Source organism: uncultured Flavobacterium sp., from assembly GCF_963922255.1.
GTDB lineage: Bacteria > Bacteroidota > Bacteroidia > Flavobacteriales > Flavobacteriaceae > Flavobacterium.
The window spans coordinates 35,780-55,902 of the sequence record NZ_CAWUIC010000007.1 but is presented as its reverse complement, the minus strand read 5'-3'; the positions used below and the strand labels follow the sequence as shown (position 1 = coordinate 55,902).

The following is a 20,123-nucleotide window of genomic DNA, read 5'->3' as shown; positions in this document are numbered from 1 at the left end:
ACTATGAGCGCAGCTAAAAATATAAATATAACCTTAAAAATTTGGCGTCAAAAAAATGCTGATTCTAAAGGTGGAATTGAAACATACAAATTAGATAATGTTTCAACAGCAAGTTCATTTTTGGAAATGTTAGACCAATTAAATGAACAATTAGTAAATGAGAGAAAAGAACCTGTGGCATTCGATCACGATTGTCGTGAAGGAATCTGTGGAATGTGCTCACTTTACATCAATGGTAGAGCTCACGGACCAGAAACAGGAACAACAACTTGTCAGTTACACATGAGAAAATTCAATGATGGTGACACTATCTTTATTGAGCCATGGAGAAGTAAAGCCTTTCCTGTTGTTAAGGATTTAGTAGTTGATAGAAGTTCTTTTGATAGAATTCAACAAGCCGGAGGTTTTGTTTCTGTAAATACTTCAGGAAACACAATTGATGCCAATTCAACTCCAGTCCCTAAAGAGGATGCTGATAAAGCTTTTATGGCTGCAGCTTGTATTGGTTGTGGAGCTTGTGTAGCAAGTTGTAAAAACGGTTCAGCTATGTTATTTGTTGGTGCAAAAGTATCTCAATATGCATTGCTACCACAAGGAAAAGTGGAAGCAACACAACGTGTTCAAAACATGGTTCGTCAAATGGATGAAGAAGGTTTTGGAAACTGTACAAACACTGGAGCCTGTGAAATAGAATGTCCAAAAGGAATTTCTTTAGAAAACATTGCTCGTATGAACAGAGAATACTTAAAATCTAGTTTCTAAAACATACTTGTCTTTCTGACGAAGGAAGAATCTAAAACGCATTCATTAATTTGGATGCGTTTTTTATTGTATTACTACTTTAGCATATTTATTGTTTACTTTAATCAAGTATAAGCCTTTTGAAAATGCAGCTACATCAATTGTAGTTATTGATGAATTTACAATGCTTGAATACACTTTTTTGCCAGTATAATCAAAAATTTCAATTGCATTTAATGGAGTTTTACTTTCAATATGAATTTGATTTGAAGCGGGATTTGGATATAAATTTAATGTATCATCAGTCAAAAATTGTGATGTTGTTAATGTATTTGGATACGATAAAAAACCAATTGTATTTCCTACATCAGATACGTTATAAGGTAAGTTTATTCCATTTGAACCAAATTCTTCCGCACCAGCATCAAAGTTTGCTGTAGGTCTATTTCCATTTAGAATATCTTTTGTTAAAAAAGAAAAACTTCCAACTCCAGCATCAATAGCTGCACTTCCAGTTTGAACTCTATAAAAATCTGTTCCAGATGTTAATAATCCCGAACTTACAGCTGTATTGTTATTTGTTCCTGTAGGAATATCCCAACTTCCTGTTTGACGAATATTTCCCTGATAAATTGAAGTCCCTGTTGGAGCAGTAACTACATTTATAGCTTTGTTACTTGAATTTAGCATTATATTATTCGCTACTGTAACATTTAGAGGAGCTAAGGTTAAATCTGAAGAAACATCTGTTCCCATTCGAATGCCATAATCGCAATTTACAAAAGTATTATTTGTTACAATTGCATTTTTAACTTGGTAATAACCATTTAAAGCAGAACTTGGTCTTCCATTTGAAATATTAATTCCACCGCAAGTTTTGGTGCTCGAACCATCTGGTTTTATAGAGTTTACTCCTTCAACATAGTTATTATATACTTTGTGATTTTCACCAATGATTCTGATTCCACCTGAAAACAAATTGTTATTGGCAAAGAAATAATTGCCATAAACTTCGCAATCATTACCATGTCTTAGTGTTAATGTTCCTTGATAATTTCTAAATGTGTTGTTGTAGTATTTATTTTTCCCACTTTTGTTAGATATAATTTCCACTTCACCAGACCAATTATTAAATAAATTATTATAAACTACTTCCGTTATCAACTAAATTAGAAGGATTTCTAAAAATTACACCTTCAAAAATAATATATGAACCTCCTAAGCTTATTCTCGAATTTCCTTCAAAAAAGACTTGTCCTGCAGTTTGAGCTACAATTTTTATAGGATTTGAGGCGTTGCCATTTTTATTTATACTTAAATAAATATTTGTCCAGATTCCATTTGCTAATGTAATTGTGGTTCCAGCTGAAGCACTAGAAATTGCTGCTTGTAATTGAGTGTTGTTTGTTACAGTTTGCCCTATCATGCTTTGTAAACAAATAACCACCTATAAGATACTAATTTGAATTCCTTTTTTCATAATCAAAAAAATTGGTTAACCAATTTGGTTATCCGGACAAATATAATTGATTTTTGCATACATTTGATAAAATTCATTACATTTAAAATTTATTCTACATTTAATGAAAATTGCTTTATTCCAAACCAGCTTAGCTTGGGAAAATCCAGAAGTAAACCGAACATTTATAGAAAAATATTTTATGAGTGAAGAGGAGTCTTTTGATATATTTGTGCTTCCAGAAATGTTTTCTTCAGGATTTACAATGAATCCAGAAAAAATTGCCGAAACAATGAATGGGAAAACAATTTCTTGGATGAAATCTTTAGCTTTTAAGAAAGATTGTGCAATTTGTGGTAGTTTGGTTATTGAAGAAAAAAACGATTATTACAATCGCTTTATATTCGTTCATCCTGATGGAAAAATTGACTTTTATAACAAAAGGCATTTGTTTTCATTGGCTGGTGAACATGAAAAATATTCAAAAGGAAACAAAAAAGTAATTATTGATTATAAAGGCTGGAGAATTTGTCCTCAAATTTGTTACGATTTGCGTTTTCCAGCATTTTCTCGTAACCATGAGAATTATGATTTGTTGCTTTATGTTGCCAATTGGCCAAAAACAAGAATAACTGCTTGGGATGCACTTTTAAAAGCAAGAGCTATTGAGAATATGTGTTATGTAATTGGTGTAAATCGAATAGGTTTTGATGAAAACAACCACCAATATATAGGTCATTCACAAGTTTTAGATGAATTGGGAAATCAAATTCTTGATGCTGATGAAAAATTAGGTGTATTTATAGTTGAATTAGACAAAAATAAAATGCTTGAAAATAGAAATAAATTGAATTTTTTAAACGATAAAGATGAGTTTGAAATAACGTTTTAAATTCAAAAATAAATTTTCTAAATTTTTCCAAGCTGTGTTTTAGAATGTTTAATTCCTCAAATCAAACTCCTGATCGACATCCCAATTGGATCTAACATCAATCTGTTTTGGAAAATAGATAATTTCTTCTGCTTGCCTTTTTTCTAAAAAGCTACCAGTGTCCCATTCACCATTTCCATTATCATCATAAATAACTCTGATTGTGTAAAGTAATGGATCAATTAAATCGAAATTTAGTGTTGTTTCTTTTTCACTAATTTTAGAAGCCAATACTGTTCCTTTACTATCCAGCAATTCAACAATTATTGGAAAACGATTTACATTTTTTAAATTTACTCTTAAATTACCAAAATCAGCATACGTTCTAGTTCCAGTTCTTTGAATTAAAGTGTCGTTTGTTGTGCCATAAAAATCAGTTATTGCACCAGGTAAAAGTTCTAAAGTGTATTTTTCATCTTCTTCTTTTTTGAAATCAAAAACAAGCTCTTGTTCAAATTCAATATATTTTATTTTGAAATCGAGGGCAACAGAATCTTTATTTAATAACTTCATTTTTGATGGGTCAAAACTAGATAATGGAGTAGTTGATTTTAATGCAAAATTATCTGAAAACCTCAAAGTACCTGATTGTTTTGCAGTTATCGACAAAGTGTCAGTCTCTTTTAAAACTTTATATTTTGAAACAAATGATTTTGAATAACCTTCATTTTCAACTAAAAACAAAATTGAATCTGATGCTACTTTTGGAACAAATATCTGAACAGAATCTTTTCCGACAGTTGGAAATTTTGCCAACTTAACATCAATGTTGTCTGATCCTGTTTTTGCTGTTACTTTTAAATTTTTAATATTTCCAGTAAAAGCCATGAAAAATTTATTTGTTGTTTGTTGAATTGGTTTTTCGGCTTTAAAAATTGGTTTTTCTGCAAATAATTCTAATTGATAAGCTATTTCCGTAGGAGTTTTGATAGGCTCTTTTAAAAATCCAATTTTATCAGACTTTGGGTCAAATTTATTGTTGCCATTTTTATCTTTCATTGCTACTAAATAGTATTCTCCTTCTTTTAGATTTTCTAAGGCAAATACTTTTAAACTGTCTAATGTGTTCGTTACATACAAAGGGGTTTCCTTATAAACAGTAGAATCTTTGAAGGTTTGAGCATCATACAACATTACTGATACAAAGTTATCTGGCTTTTGATTGTAGGCATCTTTAATTTTTCCAACAACAGTTAAGGAATCAATATAAGAACCCGTTGAAAACACATATTTGAATTGTGAATATGGATTTCCTTCATTATTATCTGTAATACTTTGTCCAAAATTGAAACTATATGTAGTGTTTTCTTGTAAAGTATCTTGAATCTTAATTGAAATAAATTTACTGGCACTTCCTTGAGGAACTATTATTGGAGCAGTTTTCATTGGAGGTGAAATAATCAATTGTTTATTAATGTCTTTGATCTTTATTAACTCGTTAAAAACAATCTTTATTTCTTTTCCAGTGAAATTAGTTTTATAATTTTCAGGTGAACTACCAATAATTTTGGGTGGAATGGTGTCTTTTAAACCACCAGTGATGGTTCCTCTTTTAGCGCAACTTGAAAAAGCAAAAAGAAGACTAAATATCAGTGTTAATACTATAAAATATATTTTTTTCATAAGATTCATAAATTCAAACACAAAATAACAACTATATTTAAAGCTTACATACTTTTTTTACTATTTTTTATGATTGTGTATAAGCAATAGCCAACAAACTGACTTTAGAATTCGGAATTTCCAACAAAGCTTTTGCAGAAGCTTCAATAGTTGCTCCACTTGTAATTACATCATCAACAAGAAGGTAATGTTTGCCAATATGATGGTCTTTTGCCTTAATTTCAAAGTTATTTGACATCAATTCAGCTCTTTTTGCTTTAGATTTTTTGGTTTGAGTTTTGGTGTGTTTAATTCTAAATAAAACATCATTCTCTATAGGAATTTTAAGCTCTTTCGACAAAGCTTCACAAAATGTAGTCACTTGATTGTAGCCTCTATCTTGCAATCTTTTTTTATGAATTGGTGTTGGAATTATATAGTCAACTTTCGGAATTTTATTAGCATCTATAAGTTCATGTGCATAAATGTTACCCAAAATTGTTCCGATTTCTTGTTGTTTTCTGTATTTTAAATTATGAATTAATTCTTGAACAATTCCTTTAGAATGAAAATATAACATTGCTGTAGCTTGTTCAATGGGAAGTATTCCATAGAATTTGCTCATAATATCATTGTTCTCTATTTGATGATGATAAGTATAAGGCAAATTATGTCTGCATTTAACACAAATAACAGATTCATTGTTCAATAACAAAGAGTTACAGCCATTGCAGAGTTTGGGAAAGAATAAATGGAGTAATGATTTAAACATTTGAAAAAATAAAATTAAAGATAAAAATTCTTCTTTAATATTCTATATAATTTTTACTTTTGCATCATTATGGCAAAACAAGAAGATTTATTTAAGAACGTAGTTTCGCATGCAAAAGAATACGGATTTATTTTTCCGTCAAGCGAAATATATGATGGTTTGAGCGCGGTTTATGACTATGCTCAAAACGGTGTAGAATTAAAAAAGAATATTAGAGAATATTGGTGGAAAGCCATGGTGCAAATGCATGAAAATATTGTAGGATTAGATGCTTCAATTTTCATGCATCCAACAACTTGGAAAGCTTCTGGACATGTTGATGCGTTTTCTGACCCATTAATTGACAACAAAGACTCTAAAAAAAGATATCGTGCCGATGTTTTGATTGAAGATTATGCTGAAAAAATCAACATCAAAGCTCAAAAAGAAATAGAAAAAGCAAGAACACGTTTTGGTGATGCTTTTAACGAGGAAGAATTCACTTCAACAAATGAAAGAGTTAAAGGTTATTTAGATCAAAAAAATACGATTTTACAACGTTTAGCACGTTCTCTTGAAAAAGAAGATTTAGCCGATGTAAAGGCATTGATTGAAGAATTAGGAATAGCTTGTCCAGATTCTGGTTCCAAAAATTGGACAGAAGTTCGTCAATTTAACCTAATGTTTGCTACTAAATTAGGAGCTTCTGCAGATACAGCTATGGATTTATACTTACGTCCAGAAACAGCTCAAGGTATTTTTGTGAACTTCTTAAACGTTCAAAAAACGGGTAGAATGAAAATTCCGTTTGGAATTGCTCAAACAGGAAAAGCCTTTAGAAATGAAATCGTAGCAAGACAGTTTATTTTCAGAATGCGTGAATTCGAACAAATGGAAATGCAATTTTTTGTAAAACCAGGTGAAGAAATGCAATATTATGATTATTGGAAAGAAACACGTTTAAAATGGCATTTATCATTAGGTTTAGGAAAAGAAAATTACCGTTTTCATGACCACGAAAAATTAGCTCATTATGCTAACGCTGCAGCAGATATTGAATTCAATTTCCCATTTGGATTTAAAGAATTAGAAGGAATTCACTCAAGAACAGACTTTGATTTGAAAGCTCATGAAGAACATTCTGGTAAAAAATTACAGTTTTTTGATAACGAAACAAATTCAAGTTATGTTCCTTATGTAGTTGAAACTTCTGTTGGTTTAGATAGAATGTTTTTAGCTGTTTTTTCAAAAGCATTAGAGGAAGAAATACTAGAAGATGGTTCAACCAGAACGGTTTTACGTTTACCTTCTGTATTAGCTCCAACAAAAGCTGCTGTTTTACCTTTATTAAAGAGAGATGGTTTGCCAGAAATAGCTAAAGATATTATTGAAGAATTGAAATGGGATTTCAACGTAGCTTACGATGAAAAAGATGCCGTTGGTAGACGTTATCGTCGTCAAGATGCACTTGGTACTCCTTTTTGTATTACTGTAGATCATCAAACAAAAGAAGACAATACAGTTACAATTCGTCATAGAGATACCATGAAACAAGAGCGAGTTACCATTACTGATTTGAGAAAAATCATCTCAAATGAGGTTTCAATGCGTAATTGGTTAATGAAAATGTAACAGTCTAATAACAATATATTTGGTAAGACTTGCTATTTTGCGAGTCTTTTTTTTAGTTATTAACATGCAATTCTTTTTTTGTTCTAAAAATTGAAATTTAGTTGAAATACTGCATTTGACAGTGTGTAAAATTCATTTTGTCGATATTTATATCCAAAAAACTAATAAAAACCTCAAATAACTGTTTTTAAAAGCGTTTTTTAAATGTATTTCAACCCTTTTTTAATGTAAGTTAACGGGTTGTTAACATGTTTATGTATTTGTTAACATTTTTTTGTTTGCAAAATGGAATTACGGTTTTACCCTTTTTATTCAAAATTTAACTAATATTGTTACCAGTAAAACCCCAAATTTTACCCTTTAAACTACTAATTCTAGATAATCAATAAGGTTATTGGTATTAGACATATGACATATAAATATATTATAATTGACGGTAACAGTCAAAGTAGCATGAGTTTGCAGGCTCATGTTTCTACTTTGGGTGATTTTCACTTCTCTGGTTATACAAATAACACAGCAGAAGGGTTGAATCTTATTTTGGAAGAAAATCCAGATGTAATTTTTTTAGGAACAAACCTGGCAGATTCTAATACAGAAAGTAATTTTACTTTAGTAAACGAATTATATAAGTATATGGTTGTTTTACCTAAGATAATTATTATCTCCAACACCAAAGAAGTTGCTTATGAAGCAATGAAATATGATGTGTATGATTTTATTTTGAAACCTTTTCAAAAAATCGACATTATAAAGACGTTATTGAAATTTAAGAAAGAAAAGAGCTTTGCTTCATTGTTAAATCAAGTAAACTTTTCACAGATTGAAGTCAATCAACCTATTGTAAATACTAATGTGACCAATGCTATTCCTCTGGTAGAAGAGAAAAAGTATGATTTTAGTGAAAATGGCGTTGAAAAGGAAATTCCTAAAATTGACGTTCAATTTAATACGGAAGAAATAAAAAACGAATTAATTGATATTGTTAAACAAAGTTTAGAGTTTAAACCAGTTATAGTTCAGTCAGAACAAGTTGTGGAACAAAAAAACAACATTTTATGTGTGAAATCGTACGGAGATTATAGATTCATTGAGTTTGATGATATAGTTTACTTAAAAGCAGATAATAATTCAACAGATATTATGATGAGTTCTGGTGATAGTATTACAGCCTTTAAAACTTTAAAATATTTTGAAAGTTCGTTGCCAAATGATTTTGTCAGAATCCATAACAGCCATATTATAAATATAAAATACGTTTCTAGAATACATTTAGGTAATTCAGACTGTTATTTAAACAAAGGAAAAGTTAAACTTCCTTTTTCGAAGTCTTATAAAGACAATATTAGCACAATTATTGAACTATATGCATCTAATGAGCCAAAAGACGATTAGATAATTTAATAGTTACATTTCAAAACAGTCATTTAACTCTTGTTTGTAGTTATAATACAAATAGGAGACAAAATCTTGCGTACATTCTTCAAATCTTATCTATTTTTACATTGTTCTTAAAGAAAAGGATAGTCTCATACCCATTTCTCAAAGAGCTACGTTCTTACCGATTAATTTTTATTAATATTTATATATGTCTTTAAAAAGGCTACTTGTAATTTTTCAAGTAGCCTTTTTAATTTTAAAAAAAAACCACCATTTTACTTAAAAAAAACAATTTTTTAGTATAAAAAATTTAAATACAGATTGTTGTTTTTTTTCGTTTAAATACGAAATTAACCGTTAAAATAGAATAGTCAGTAAGAAAAAACTTAATTTATTTAAAGATAATAAATGTTTTTTGACTATAAATTTACACCATAATCTATCAATCTACCATTTTTTACGCTTCTAATACATTTATTTACCCTCAAAATATATATGATTACCCTTGCTTTTCGCTATTGGAATAGGTTCCTTCTAATTTTATAGAAACAAAAAACAAATTACAAACCCTTAACTCTATTTATTATGAAAAAACTTATTGCAACCTTCGCAGTAGTACTATTTACTGTAGTGCTAACATCTTACAACAACAATGGTGATGATCAAATTGCTGGTGATAACACTTCAACTCAAACACAAGAACCAGGTGGAGTTATTCAAGATGTTGGAGGAATTTAATATATTTTATTAATTGAATAATTAAAAAGTGGTAAAATGATATATTTTACCACTTTTTTTTTATTTTCGTAAGCATGAATATCAGTTTAAAAAGAATATTTTTTTTAATAATTATTCTATCATTTTATTTTTGCGATAATAAAAAAAATTATGATTTAATAAATCATAATATTAATGATAGTATTGTTTATTATAATGACAGCATTAAAAATTTAAATATTTCAGATTCGTTAAAAAAATCTCTGAACGATAAAGTATTTGAATTAAATAAGTTCAATAAAAACGATTCTATTAGAATAAAGAATAACGATACTATTGCTTATAACTATTTTAAATTAAATTTTTTTGACGATTATAATAAAGTTGTAAAATATAATTACTCTGAATCATTAAAACTTAAAGACACTTCAAGAATTATTAAAAGCACCATAAATTATGGGCATTATTATTTGAGAAGAAATTTTTATGATAGTGCCTTTTATTATTTTGACAAATCCCAAAAACTATATGTAGCAAGTAATCAATTAGATAAATCAAATGAATTAGCAATCGAGAAAGCAACAATACAATATTATAAAGGTGATTATTTAGGAAGTGAAACAACAATTTTTAAATCTTTATCTTTTTACAAAAAAAAGGAGGATTATTTAAAGTTAAATACTGCTTTTACAATTATTGGTCTATGTAAAATGGATCTTCAAGAATATGACGAATCAATTGAATATCTTACTATGGCTTCAAATTTGTCAAAGAAGATAAATTCAAATAATTCTACTGATCCTATATTGTTAAACAACCTCGGTTTAGTATATTTCAAAAAAGAAGAATATCAAAAAGCAATTGACTATTATTTAAAAATAATTAACTATCCAAATATTGAAACTGATAATTTTCAAGTATATACTTTTGCAAAACAGTTTTTAACCTATTCAAAATTTAAGTTAGGAGATTTTAAAAATTTTCAAAAGGAATATGATGAGATTATTCAAAATTATAAAGAATTAAATATTTCTTTAGTACAACCTTATGTTCAATTATCCGAAATATATGAGTATAAAAATGAAAGTAACAAAGCTCAGGAATTTGCATTAGAAGCTTATAATATTTCAATTAAAGATGGTTTGTATAGAGATAAACTGCTAGCTATTAAACAGCTAGCAAATGTATACCCTGAAAAATCTAAATACTACTCTAATGAATATATAAAACTTTCAGACAGTATTGCAGCGGTTGACAAAAAAGTACAAAATACCTTTGCTCGTATTGAATACAGAGTAGATGAATTGAACAATGAAAACCTTTTATTAGCTGAAAGAAATAAACAATTAATTTACTACTCTATTATTGGAATTTTGTTATTGTCTATGTTTTATTTCTATAGATGGCAAAAACAAAAACAAAAAGAGCTTTTGTTAATTCAAGAACAACAAAAAGCCAATGAAGAAGTATATGGTTTGATGATTAATCAGCAAAATCAAATGGATTTAGTGAAAGCTCAAGAGCAAAAAAGAATTTCGCAAGAATTACATGATGCAATTTTAGGCAAACTTTTTGGAGCCAGAATGAATCTTGATTATTTAAACGGTAATGAATCTGAAGAAGTAAAGAAAAATAAAGAAAAATATATTCACGAAATAATTCAAGTTGAAAAACAAATTAGGCAAATCTCTCATGAATTAAATGACGACCAAAAAGCAATTATTAATAATTATCAATTAATGATTGATAAGCTTGTTGATGAACAAGAAACAATTTTGAATCATAAAATTGATTATACAATTAATACCAAAATTCCTTGGGAAAAGCTTACTGCAGAAGAAAAAATTAATTTATATAGAATTTTTCAAGAAACGTTTCATAACATAAACAAATATGCAAAAGCAAAAAAAGTAACATTTTCTCTTGTTTACAATGATAATAAATTAAAAATCAATATATTAGATAATGGAAAAGGTTTTGAAAGGAAGAAAGTAACTAAAGGTATTGGAATAAAAAACATGAAAGAAAGAGCCAAATTAATTAACGCTATTTATACAATCGAATCAGAAATTAATAAAGGAACTAGAACCCAAATAACACTTTACATAAACCCCAACAAAGAATTTTAAATTATGAAAAAACTAACTGTTTTTATGGCAGATGATCACCCTTTTATCATCGAAGCATATAACAATACTATTAAAAGTTATGAAAATGAATATGACATAACAGTATTTAAAGCTAGTAATTGTAAAGAGGCATATGAAATTTTAAGCAATAGCGAAACACCAAATTTTGATTTGGCTTTTTTAGACGTAAGTATGCCTCCTTTTGAAGAACGAAATGTTTTAACAGGTGAAGATGTAGCTAGAATTCTTAAAACAAAACAACCTCAATGTAAAATCATCATGTTAACAATGCTCTCAGATGCATTACGTATTTTAAACATTATTAAAAATATCAATCCAAATGGATTAATTATTAAAAATGATTTAACTTTTGACGAATTAAAAAATGCTTTTGAGAAAATTTTAAGAGGTGAAAATTATTATAGTCAAACCGTTGTCAAATACGTTAGTCAATCTGTATCAATTGAGAATAGTCCTATTGATGAGTTGGACCGACAAATTTTATATCATATTTCAAGAGGTGTTAAGACCAAAAACATTCCAATGTACACTTCAATGTCATTAAGTACTATTGAAAAAAGAAAATTAAGCTTAAAAGAACTCTTCAAAGTAAAAGGTGGCTCTGATGAAGACTTGATTAGAGAAGCAAGAGATAGAGGGTTTTTATAATAAATACGGGAAAACCGTAACACAAAGAGGTTGAAGCCGCAGACAACTTTAGACACTTTAATGTAATTTAGCCAATGGAATTCTAACAGAGTCTTTCATACGTTCTTATAATATTTTATGTGTCTATTATTTAAATCTAAAGAATTAATTTTTTCGTAATTTTTTAGTTCTTTAGATTTAAAATTAAAATTTAATTAACAGTTGAAAAGTGAAGCCCTGCAATTTGCCCCAAGCAAAACTTAACATGCTAAGCCAGAAGCTGTTTAATTATTTTTTAAAAAATTAAAAGAGCGAATGCATTTAGTTATGTCATTCGCTTTTTTGTTTTTAGTAGTATTTTACTCTTCTTTCAAAGCGTTCCAACCTTTAGCTTTTAATTCAATTTTGGTATTTGCTCTAGTAATTAGATGATTACCTTCTTTTTCATTTACCATATGGCCAATCACAGTTAAGTTTGGATTTGCCTTAATTTTATCGTAATCTTCTAATTTAATTGTAAATAATAATTCATAATCTTCACCACCATTTATGGCAATCGTTGTGCTGTCAATATTAAACTCTTCACAGACATTTATTAATTGTGGATCTAAAGGAATTTTCTCTTCAAACAAATTACAACCTACTTTACTTTGTTTGCAAATATGCATGATTTCTGACGATAGTCCGTCAGAAACATCAATCATTGATGTTGGTTTGACTTCTAATTGAGCTAACAATTCTTTGATGTCTTTTCGAGCTTCTGGTTTCAATTGACGTTCAATTAAATAAGTATAAGCATCTAAATCGGGTTGATTATTTGGATTCACCTGAAAAACTTGTTTCTCACGTTCCAAAACTTGTAAACCCATATAAGCTGCACCCAAATCTCCTGTAACCACTAATAAATCTCCTTCTTTTGCACCATTTCTATAAGCTAAATCTTTTTCATCTGCTTCTCCAATAGCAGTTATAGAAATAATCATTCCTTTTTGAGAGGAAGTTGTATCACCACCAACAACATCAACATTATAAATTTTAGCTGCTAACGCAATTCCGTCAAATAATTCTTCCAAAGCTTCAAGCGGAAAACGATTAGAAACTGCAATTGAAACGGTTATTTGTGTTGGAGTAGCATTCATGGCATAAATGTCTGAAAGATTCGCTACAACAGCTTTATAACCCAAATGCTTCAAAGGCATATAACTCAAATCAAAATGAACACCTTCTATAAGTAAATCGGTAGAAATTACAGCTTTTTTCTTCTTAAAGTCAATTACGGCAGCATCATCACCAATACTTTTTAGTGTAGATTTCTGTTTTATATCAAAACGTTGAGTTAAACGATCTATTAATCCAAATTCACCTAGTTGCGATAAATCTGTTCTTTGAGGGTTTTTGTCTTCTATCATTTGGCAAAGGTACAAAGGAATTTTATTTGCTAAAAGATTGAAAGGCACAAAGATTTATTAAAATATAGTTGTTCAATAAATTTCTTACTTTTGATTAAATACTTTGCATGACAATTCCATTTGAACCAATTATTTTAGGTTATAAAATCAATATTCACTTAATAGTTGAGTATTTGGCATTTTTCATAGCTTTTAGATATTATATTTTTTTAAGAAAACGTTCTAGAGATGTTATTCCAAATTCAAATAGACTTTCTATTATACTTGGTGCTGCGATTGGTGCTTTAATAGGTTCAAGAATTGTTGCTTTTTTAGAAAATCCAGTCTTTACTTTTGATGTTTCAATTTTGATTACTCTTTTAAATTCCAAAACCATAATGGGTGGATTATTTGGTGGATTATTAGGAGTTGAATTAGCCAAAAAAAATATTGGAGAAAAAAAATCTTCAGGTGATTTATTTGTATTTCCTATTATAGTTGGAATTTTTATAGGACGAATAGGTTGCTTTTTATCAGGAACTAATGAGTTTACTTATGGAAATGAAACGACTTTTTTTCTTGGAATGAATTTAGGAGATGGCTTAAATAGACATCCAATAGCTCTTTATGAATTATTATTTCTACTACTTTTATTCCTATTTTTATGGAAATTAAAACGAAGAGATTTAAAAAATGGTTTATTATTTCAATATTTTATGATAAGTTATTTTACATTTCGTTTTTTTATAGAATTTATAAAACCTAATGTCTTTTTTATTTTAGGATTAAGTTCAATTCAGATTTTATGCTTAATATGTTTGCTTTATTATAACAAAACAATTATAAATTTATTCAAAAATGCCCGTTAGAAACTATACTTATTACGATTATACTTTAAGCCTTTGTCCAGAATGTTTAAAACGAATAGATGCTAAAATTGTTTTTGAAAACGATAAAGTTTACATGCTAAAACGCTGTCCAGAACACGGAAAATCAAAAGTATTGATTGCTGATGATATTCCATACTATAAAAATATAAGAAATTACAATAAACCTTCTGAAACCCCTTATAAATTCAATACTAAAACTGATTATGGTTGTCCTTATGATTGCGGTTTGTGTCCAGATCATGAACAACATTCTTGTCTAACTGTAATTGAAGTAACGGATAGATGCAATTTAACTTGCCCAACCTGTTATGCAGGTTCTTCTCCCACTTATGGAAGACATAGAACTTTGGATGAAGTAAAAGCTATGCTAGATACCATTGTTTTGAATGAAAAAGAACCTGATGTAGTTCAGATTAGTGGTGGAGAACCTACAATTCATCCTAATTTTTTTGAAATTTTGGATTATGCCAAATCGCTTCCCATTCGACATTTAATGTTAAATACTAACGGAATTAAAATTGCAAAAGACAAAGAATTTGCCAAACAATTAAAAAGTTATGCTCCAGATTTCGAAATATATTTACAATTTGATTCTTTTGAAAATAGTGTTTTGCAAGAATTAAGAGGTGCAGATTTAAATGAAATTAGAAAACAAGCTATTGAAAACTTGAATGAACTTAATTTATCAACGACGTTAGTAGTCACATTGCAAAAAGGATTGAACGATAATGAAATTGGTAAAATAATTGACTTTGCTTTGCAACAAAAGTGTATTCGAGGTGTAACTTTTCAACCTACTCAGATTGCTGGAAGACTGGAAAACTTCAACCCTGAAACTGATAGAATGACATTGACAGAAGTTCGTAGAAAAATTTTAGAACAAACTGCAATCTTCAATCCAAATGATTTATTGCCTGTGCCTTGTAATCCTGATGCTTTGGTTATGGGTTATGCTTTGAAATTAGATAATGAAGTTTTTCCATTGACACGATATATTAATCCAAATGACTTATTAGATAATAGTAAAAATACTATCATTTATGAGCAAGACAACGTACTTCAAGAGAAAATGATTGAATTATTCAGTACTGGAAATTCTGTGGAAGTTGCTGAAGAAAATTTAAAATCTATTATGTGCTGTTTACCAAATATTGATGCACCAAATTTAGGTTATGATAATTTGTTCAGAATTATTATAATGCAATTCATTGATGCTTATAATTTTGATGTAAGAGCTATAAAGAAGTCATGTGTTCACATAGTGAATAAAGACAATAAAATAATTCCATTTGAAACTATGAATTTATTTTACAGAGACGAAAAATTAGCAAGATTAGAAGAATTAAGAAACGAAATTAAATTTTAGCATATGATAGCATTAGAAGGAAATATAGATTTAAGTGGTTTGATTATAATTTTGGTGTTAATAATGGTTGGACCACCAATTTTATTAACTATTATTGGCTTTGCAGTCAAGAAAAATAATCCTAAAGCAGCAAAAGTATTATTCATTTTAGCAGCATTATATTTACTAATAGGATTGGGAATTTGTGGAAGTTTAATGCGTTAAAAATGAAAGAATGATTGTTTTTTAATACCATTATGTGTTTTTATTTTACCAACTATTTTTTTATTTAGAGAAGGTTTTTCTCATAGAAAGTCAAAACCAGATAAGGCTAAATTTTGGTATGTTTTAGCAGCATTATATTTAATAATAGGTTTTGGGATTTGTGGAAGTATTATCGGATAATAAAAAACCCAACAACTTGCGTTATCGGGTTTGGTCTATTTTCTTTATTCTATTCTCTATGTTCTTTTTTTAATCATTCAACTTCAAAACAGCCATAAACGCTTCTTGAGGAATTTCAACATTTCCTACTTGACGCATACGTTTCTTACCTTTTTTCTGTTTTTCTAAAAGTTTACGCTTACGAGAAATATCTCCACCATAACATTTGGCAGTTACGTCTTTTCTTAAAGCTTTTATGGTTTCTCGAGCAATAACTTTTGCTCCAATTGCCGCTTGAATAGGAATATCAAATTGTTGTCTTGGGATTAGTTCTTTCAATTTCTCACACATTTTCTTACCAATGTAGTAAGCATTACTTTCGTGAATTAAAGCTGAAAGAGCATCAACGGATTGTGCATTCAATAAAACATCTAATTTCACTAATTTAGATTCACGCATTCCAATAGGTGAGTAGTCAAATGAAGCATATCCTTTGGAAACGGTTTTTAATCTGTCATAAAAATCAAATACAATTTCCGCTAAAGGCATGTCAAAATTCAATTCAACTCGTTCTGTAGTTAAATAGGTTTGATTAGTGATTACACCACGTTTTTCTATACATAAACTCATTACATTTCCTACGAAATCAGCTTTTGTAATGATAGTTGCTTTGATATATGGTTCTTCAACTCTATCCAATTTAGAAGGTTCAGGTAAATCGGAAGGATTGTTTACAATTAATACGGTATCTGGTTCTTTTTTGGTAAAAGCATGATACGAAACGTTAGGAACTGTTGTGATAACAGTCATGTCAAACTCACGTTCTAAACGCTCTTGAATAATTTCCATGTGCAACATTCCTAAGAATCCACAACGAAAACCAAATCCTAATGCAGCCGAACTTTCAGCCGTAAATACCAATGAAGCATCATTCAACTGTAATTTTTCCATTGATGCACGTAAGTCTTCAAAATCTTCTGTATCTACTGGATAAATTCCAGCAAATACCATAGGTTTTACGTCTTCAAAACCTGTAATCATATTAGTGGTTGGCGTTTTTGCATCTGTGATGGTATCACCAACTTTTACTTCTTTAGCTTCTTTAATTCCAGAAATCAAATAACCAACATCACCAGTAGAAATTTTATCTTTTGGAACTTGATTTAATTTTAATGTGCCCACTTCATCCGCAAAATATTCATTGCCAGTAGCCATGAATTTGATTTTTTGCCCTTTCTTTATTTCTCCATTTTTAATTCGGAAAATAACTTCAATTCCTCTAAAAGGATTGTAATGTGAATCGAAAATTAAAGCTTGAAGAGGTTCATCAACATTTCCTTTTGGAGCTGGAACTTTTTCAATAATAGCTTCCAAAATTTTATCCACTCCAAAACCAGTTTTTCCTGAAGCGTGAATAATATCCTCTAATTTACAACCTAATAAATCAATAATATCATCACTAACTTCTTCAGGATTAGCACTTGGTAGATCAACTTTATTTAAAACCGGAATGATTTCCAAGTCATTTTCTAAAGCCAAATATAAATTAGAAATCGTTTGTGCTTGAATGCTTTGTGCAGCATCAACAATCAATAAAGCTCCTTCACAAGCTGCAATGGAGCGAGAAACTTCATAAGAAAAATCAACGTGACCTGGTGTATCAATTAAATTTAAAATATAATCTTCACCATTGTGTCTATAATTCATTTGAATAGCGTGACTTTTTATGGTAATTCCACGTTCACGTTCCAAATCCATATTGTCTAATAACTGTGCTTTTTCTTCACGAGCTGTTACGGTTTGAGTCGCACCAAGAAGCCTGTCGGCAAGCGTACTCTTTCCGTGGTCAATATGAGCAATTATACAAAAATTTCTAATGTTTTTCATTCTCTTTTTCTTACTTTATTTAGAAATGCTCTTGCATTTAATCTGCAAATATAATTCAAAGTTTTGGATAAAAATATCAACTTATTATGAAGTTGTTAGTTTAATAATTTCTTATAGGATTAAACAACTCTTAAAGTTTTTTAAATTCAACAAAAAAGGAATATTTATTGATACATTTATAATTAAAAAAAAGTATTGTGAATTACGATCGAATTAAAGAAAAATTAGAAATTCTAGCTGATGCTGCAAAATATGATGTCTCTTGCTCTTCTAGTGGTGGAAATAGAAAAAACAACAACAAAGGTTTGGGAGATTCTTCGGCTTCTGGTATTTGCCACACCTACACTGAAGATGGTAGATGTGTGTCATTACTTAAAATCTTACTAACCAATTTTTGTATATATGATTGTGCTTATTGCGTGACTCGAAAAAGTAATGATATTCAACGGGCAGCTTTTACAGTGGATGAAGTGGTGGACTTGACTATTAATTTTTACAGAAGAAACTATATTGAAGGTTTGTTTTTGAGTTCAGGGATATTTAAAAATGCTGATTATACCATGGAACGATTAGTTCGCGTGGCCAAAAAACTTCGACTTGAACATAAATTCAATGGATATATTCATCTAAAAAGTATTCCTGGTGCAAGTGACGAATTAATGCGAGAAGCAGGATTATACGCAGATAGACTAAGTATGAATCTCGAAATTCCAACAGAATCTGGATTAAAACTACTAGCTCCAGATAAGAATCATCAAGATATGATTAAACCAATGGGGTTTGTGAAAAATGAACTTATTCAGTATAAAGAAGAAAAGAAAAAATTTAAATCAACTCCAAAATTTGCTCCTGCTGGACAAAGTACACAAGTTATCGTTGGTGCAACGCAAGAAAACGACAGACAAATTATTCAAGTCGCAGATCATTTTTATAAAAATTTTAATTTAAAACGAGTGTATTATTCAGGTTATGTTCCAGTTTCAAATGATACAAGGTTACCTGCAATAGGAGCTCAAGTTCCTTTAGTTCGTGAAAACAGATTGTATCAAGCAGATTGGTTAATGCGTTTTTATGGATTTAAAGCCAATGAAATCTTAGAAAAAAATAATCCTTTTCTAGATTTGGAAGTTGACCCAAAAATGGGTTGGGCATTGCGAAATATTACTCAATTTCCAGTAATTGTTCAACATGCTCCTTTAGAGATGATACTTAGAGTTCCAGGAATTGGAGTAAAATCAGCGCATAAAATTGTTCATGCTCGTCGGTTTCAAAATTTAACGATAGAACATCTAAAAAAAATTGGAGTGGCTGTTAACAGAGCTAAATACTTTATCACTGTTAGTAATGAAAATACCTATCTCAAATTTTTGAATGCCGTTAACTTGAAAGAGATAATTTTAAGTGACACCAAGTCTAAATTTGAAAAACCATTTGACAACCAATTATCATTATTAAATGACACTACTTTCTTACGATAATACTTTTGAAGGTTTTTTAACAGCTGTTTTTGAGATTTTTGAATATAAATATGTTCAGCCAAAAATCATCAAATACACTGATTTACAACAAAATTTATTTATAGATTCTATTGAAATAATAACCAATATTGAAAAATCTGACAGAGTTATAAAAAGATTAAACGAACAAATTGGTGCTGATGGTGTTCGTTGTTTGATTTATGCTTTTCTTTCTGAAAAACAAGATGTTGAAAATAGTATATTAAAAGTAATTGAATATGCTGTGAAGAATCCATCGCAAAATGTGATGAAAAATTTTTCTAATGAAGCTGTGTTGCAAATTTCTAAACTTACTAAAAGTGTTGGTAGAGAAAAACATCGAATGGAAGCTTTCATTAGATTTGAATTATTAAAAGACGGGATTTATTTTGCTAAAATTGAACCTGATTTTGATGTACTGACTTTGATTATTAGACATTTTAAAAATAGATACCAAGACCAAAAATGGTTGATTTACGATTTGAGAAGAAAATATGGAGTGTTTTATGATTTATTCAAAACCGAAATTGTTTCACTCGATTTGGATTTAAAATTACTTGAAGCAAATAATAATGAAGTGTTTTCTGATTCAGAAATAGAATACCAAAAATTATGGTCAGAATATTTTGATCATACTAATATAAAAGAAAGAAAAAACACAAAATTGCACACGCAACACGTTCCAAAACGGTATTGGAAGTACCTCACTGAAAAGAAAATTTTTTAGACTTAAAATGAAATCT

General features: G+C 29.1%; 18 protein-coding genes. 12 read left to right on the top strand and 6 right to left on the bottom strand.

Annotated features, from left to right (window positions below):
- Window positions 1-3 precede the first annotated feature (3 nt).
- Window positions 4-762, top strand: coding sequence for a succinate dehydrogenase/fumarate reductase iron-sulfur subunit (locus AABJ49_RS07320; RefSeq protein ID WP_338377476.1), 759 nt, complete (start codon window positions 4-6; stop codon window positions 760-762).
- 63 nt (window positions 763-825) lie between these two features.
- Here AABJ49_RS07320 and AABJ49_RS07315 read toward each other — a convergent pair whose 3' ends face one another.
- The gene (locus AABJ49_RS07315) at window positions 826-1,905 is read right to left on the bottom strand and encodes a chondroitinase-B domain-containing protein (protein ID WP_338377474.1); all 1,080 of its coding nucleotides are present in this window, start codon (window positions 1,903-1,905) and stop codon (window positions 826-828) included.
- Window positions 1,883-2,167, bottom strand: coding sequence for a chondroitinase-B domain-containing protein (locus AABJ49_RS07310; RefSeq protein WP_338377471.1), 285 nt, complete (start codon window positions 2,165-2,167; stop codon window positions 1,883-1,885). The genes AABJ49_RS07315 and AABJ49_RS07310 overlap by 23 nt, the downstream gene beginning before the upstream one ends.
- 157 nt (window positions 2,168-2,324) lie before the next feature.
- On the opposite strand from AABJ49_RS07310, the gene AABJ49_RS07305 reads away from it, so the two are divergent.
- Entirely contained in the window at window positions 2,325-3,092 is a 768-nt protein-coding gene (locus AABJ49_RS07305; RefSeq protein ID WP_338377469.1) for an amidohydrolase, read from the top strand.
- Between the two features lie 48 nt (window positions 3,093-3,140).
- On the opposite strand, the gene AABJ49_RS07300 is transcribed toward AABJ49_RS07305, so the two are convergent.
- The gene (locus tag AABJ49_RS07300) at window positions 3,141-4,754 is read right to left on the bottom strand and encodes an Ig-like domain-containing protein (protein ID WP_338377467.1); all 1,614 of its coding nucleotides are present in this window, start codon (window positions 4,752-4,754) and stop codon (window positions 3,141-3,143) included.
- A 67-nt stretch (window positions 4,755-4,821) separates the two neighbouring features.
- Window positions 4,822-5,358 carry a phosphoribosyltransferase family protein gene (locus AABJ49_RS07295; protein WP_338377465.1) on the bottom strand — a complete coding sequence of 179 codons (537 nt, stop codon included), beginning with the start codon at window positions 5,356-5,358 and terminating at the stop codon, window positions 4,822-4,824.
- A gap of 216 nt (window positions 5,359-5,574) precedes the next feature.
- On the opposite strand from AABJ49_RS07295, the gene AABJ49_RS07290 reads away from it, so the two are divergent.
- The 5 genes from AABJ49_RS07290 to AABJ49_RS07270 all read left to right on the top strand — a co-directional run bounded on the left by AABJ49_RS07290 (window position 5,575) and on the right by AABJ49_RS07270 (window position 12,011).
- Entirely contained in the window at window positions 5,575-7,116 is a 1,542-nt protein-coding gene (locus AABJ49_RS07290; protein ID WP_338377463.1) for a glycine--tRNA ligase, read from the top strand.
- 408 nt (window positions 7,117-7,524) lie between these two features.
- A complete protein-coding gene (locus AABJ49_RS07285) occupies window positions 7,525-8,511 on the top strand; it encodes a response regulator transcription factor (protein ID WP_338377461.1) in 987 nt (328 codons plus the stop codon).
- 570 nt (window positions 8,512-9,081) lie between these two features.
- Window positions 9,082-9,234: a hypothetical protein gene (locus AABJ49_RS07280; RefSeq protein ID WP_338377459.1), complete on the top strand. Its 153-nt coding sequence runs from the start codon at window positions 9,082-9,084 to the stop codon at window positions 9,232-9,234.
- A gap of 74 nt (window positions 9,235-9,308) precedes the next feature.
- A complete protein-coding gene (locus tag AABJ49_RS07275; RefSeq protein WP_338377457.1) occupies window positions 9,309-11,342 on the top strand; it encodes a tetratricopeptide repeat protein in 2,034 nt (677 codons plus the stop codon).
- Window positions 11,343-11,345: 3 nt separating this feature from the next.
- On the top strand, window positions 11,346-12,011 hold the full coding sequence (locus tag AABJ49_RS07270; protein WP_338377455.1) for a response regulator: 666 nt from the start codon (window positions 11,346-11,348) through the stop codon (window positions 12,009-12,011).
- Between the two features lie 338 nt (window positions 12,012-12,349).
- Here the strand turns inward: AABJ49_RS07270 and thiL are convergent, their stop codons facing one another.
- Entirely contained in the window at window positions 12,350-13,399 is a 1,050-nt protein-coding gene (thiL, locus tag AABJ49_RS07265; protein ID WP_338377453.1) for a thiamine-phosphate kinase, read from the bottom strand.
- Window positions 13,400-13,506: 107 nt separating this feature from the next.
- Here thiL and AABJ49_RS07260 point away from each other — a divergent pair, with 107 nt between their 5' ends.
- The 3 genes from AABJ49_RS07260 to AABJ49_RS07250 are packed head-to-tail and all read left to right on the top strand — an operon-like array spanning window position 13,507 to window position 15,838.
- Window positions 13,507-14,247, top strand: a complete 741-nt coding sequence (locus AABJ49_RS07260; protein ID WP_338377451.1) for a prolipoprotein diacylglyceryl transferase family protein — start codon at window positions 13,507-13,509, stop codon at window positions 14,245-14,247.
- Entirely contained in the window at window positions 14,237-15,634 is a 1,398-nt protein-coding gene (locus AABJ49_RS07255) for a radical SAM protein (RefSeq protein WP_338377450.1), read from the top strand. Before AABJ49_RS07260 ends, AABJ49_RS07255 begins: the two co-directional genes overlap by 11 nt.
- A 3-nt stretch (window positions 15,635-15,637) precedes the next feature.
- Entirely contained in the window at window positions 15,638-15,838 is a 201-nt protein-coding gene (locus tag AABJ49_RS07250; protein ID WP_338377448.1) for a hypothetical protein, read from the top strand.
- Between the two features lie 249 nt (window positions 15,839-16,087).
- Here the strand turns inward: AABJ49_RS07250 and lepA are convergent, their stop codons facing one another.
- Entirely contained in the window at window positions 16,088-17,884 is a 1,797-nt protein-coding gene (gene lepA, locus AABJ49_RS07245; RefSeq protein WP_338377445.1) for a translation elongation factor 4, read from the bottom strand.
- Between the two features lie 197 nt (window positions 17,885-18,081).
- Between lepA and AABJ49_RS07240 the strand changes: the two genes are divergently transcribed.
- Together AABJ49_RS07240 and AABJ49_RS07235 are read left to right on the top strand one after the other, a co-directional pair.
- Window positions 18,082-19,362 carry a putative DNA modification/repair radical SAM protein gene (locus AABJ49_RS07240; RefSeq protein ID WP_338377443.1) on the top strand — a complete coding sequence of 427 codons (1,281 nt, stop codon included), beginning with the start codon at window positions 18,082-18,084 and terminating at the stop codon, window positions 19,360-19,362.
- Complete coding sequence (locus tag AABJ49_RS07235) at window positions 19,340-20,107, top strand: TIGR03915 family putative DNA repair protein (RefSeq protein WP_338377441.1); 768 nt, start codon at window positions 19,340-19,342, stop codon at window positions 20,105-20,107. Before AABJ49_RS07240 ends, AABJ49_RS07235 begins: the two co-directional genes overlap by 23 nt.
- Window positions 20,108-20,123: the final 16 nt, after the last annotated feature.

Coding starts and splice junctions, on each gene's coding strand:
- AABJ49_RS07285 (WP_338377461.1), top strand. CDS start 7,525: ATGACATATAAATATATTATAATTGACGGTAACAGTCAAAGTAGCATG.
- thiL (WP_338377453.1), bottom strand. CDS start 13,399: ATGATAGAAGACAAAAACCCTCAAAGAACAGATTTATCGCAACTAGGT.
- AABJ49_RS07250 (WP_338377448.1), top strand. CDS start 15,638: ATGATAGCATTAGAAGGAAATATAGATTTAAGTGGTTTGATTATAATT.
- AABJ49_RS07310 (WP_338377471.1), bottom strand. CDS start 2,167: ATGATAGGGCAAACTGTAACAAACAACACTCAATTACAAGCAGCAATT.
- AABJ49_RS07235 (WP_338377441.1), top strand. CDS start 19,340: ATGACACTACTTTCTTACGATAATACTTTTGAAGGTTTTTTAACAGCT.
- AABJ49_RS07260 (WP_338377451.1), top strand. CDS start 13,507: ATGACAATTCCATTTGAACCAATTATTTTAGGTTATAAAATCAATATT.
- AABJ49_RS07305 (WP_338377469.1), top strand. CDS start 2,325: ATGAAAATTGCTTTATTCCAAACCAGCTTAGCTTGGGAAAATCCAGAA.
- AABJ49_RS07275 (WP_338377457.1), top strand. CDS start 9,309: ATGAATATCAGTTTAAAAAGAATATTTTTTTTAATAATTATTCTATCA.
- AABJ49_RS07300 (WP_338377467.1), bottom strand. CDS start 4,754: ATGAAAAAAATATATTTTATAGTATTAACACTGATATTTAGTCTTCTT.
- AABJ49_RS07295 (WP_338377465.1), bottom strand. CDS start 5,358: ATGAGCAAATTCTATGGAATACTTCCCATTGAACAAGCTACAGCAATG.
- AABJ49_RS07270 (WP_338377455.1), top strand. CDS start 11,346: ATGAAAAAACTAACTGTTTTTATGGCAGATGATCACCCTTTTATCATC.
- AABJ49_RS07320 (WP_338377476.1), top strand. CDS start 4: ATGAGCGCAGCTAAAAATATAAATATAACCTTAAAAATTTGGCGTCAA.
- lepA (WP_338377445.1), bottom strand. CDS start 17,884: ATGAAAAACATTAGAAATTTTTGTATAATTGCTCATATTGACCACGGA.
- AABJ49_RS07290 (WP_338377463.1), top strand. CDS start 5,575: ATGGCAAAACAAGAAGATTTATTTAAGAACGTAGTTTCGCATGCAAAA.
- AABJ49_RS07255 (WP_338377450.1), top strand. CDS start 14,237: ATGCCCGTTAGAAACTATACTTATTACGATTATACTTTAAGCCTTTGT.
- AABJ49_RS07280 (WP_338377459.1), top strand. CDS start 9,082: ATGAAAAAACTTATTGCAACCTTCGCAGTAGTACTATTTACTGTAGTG.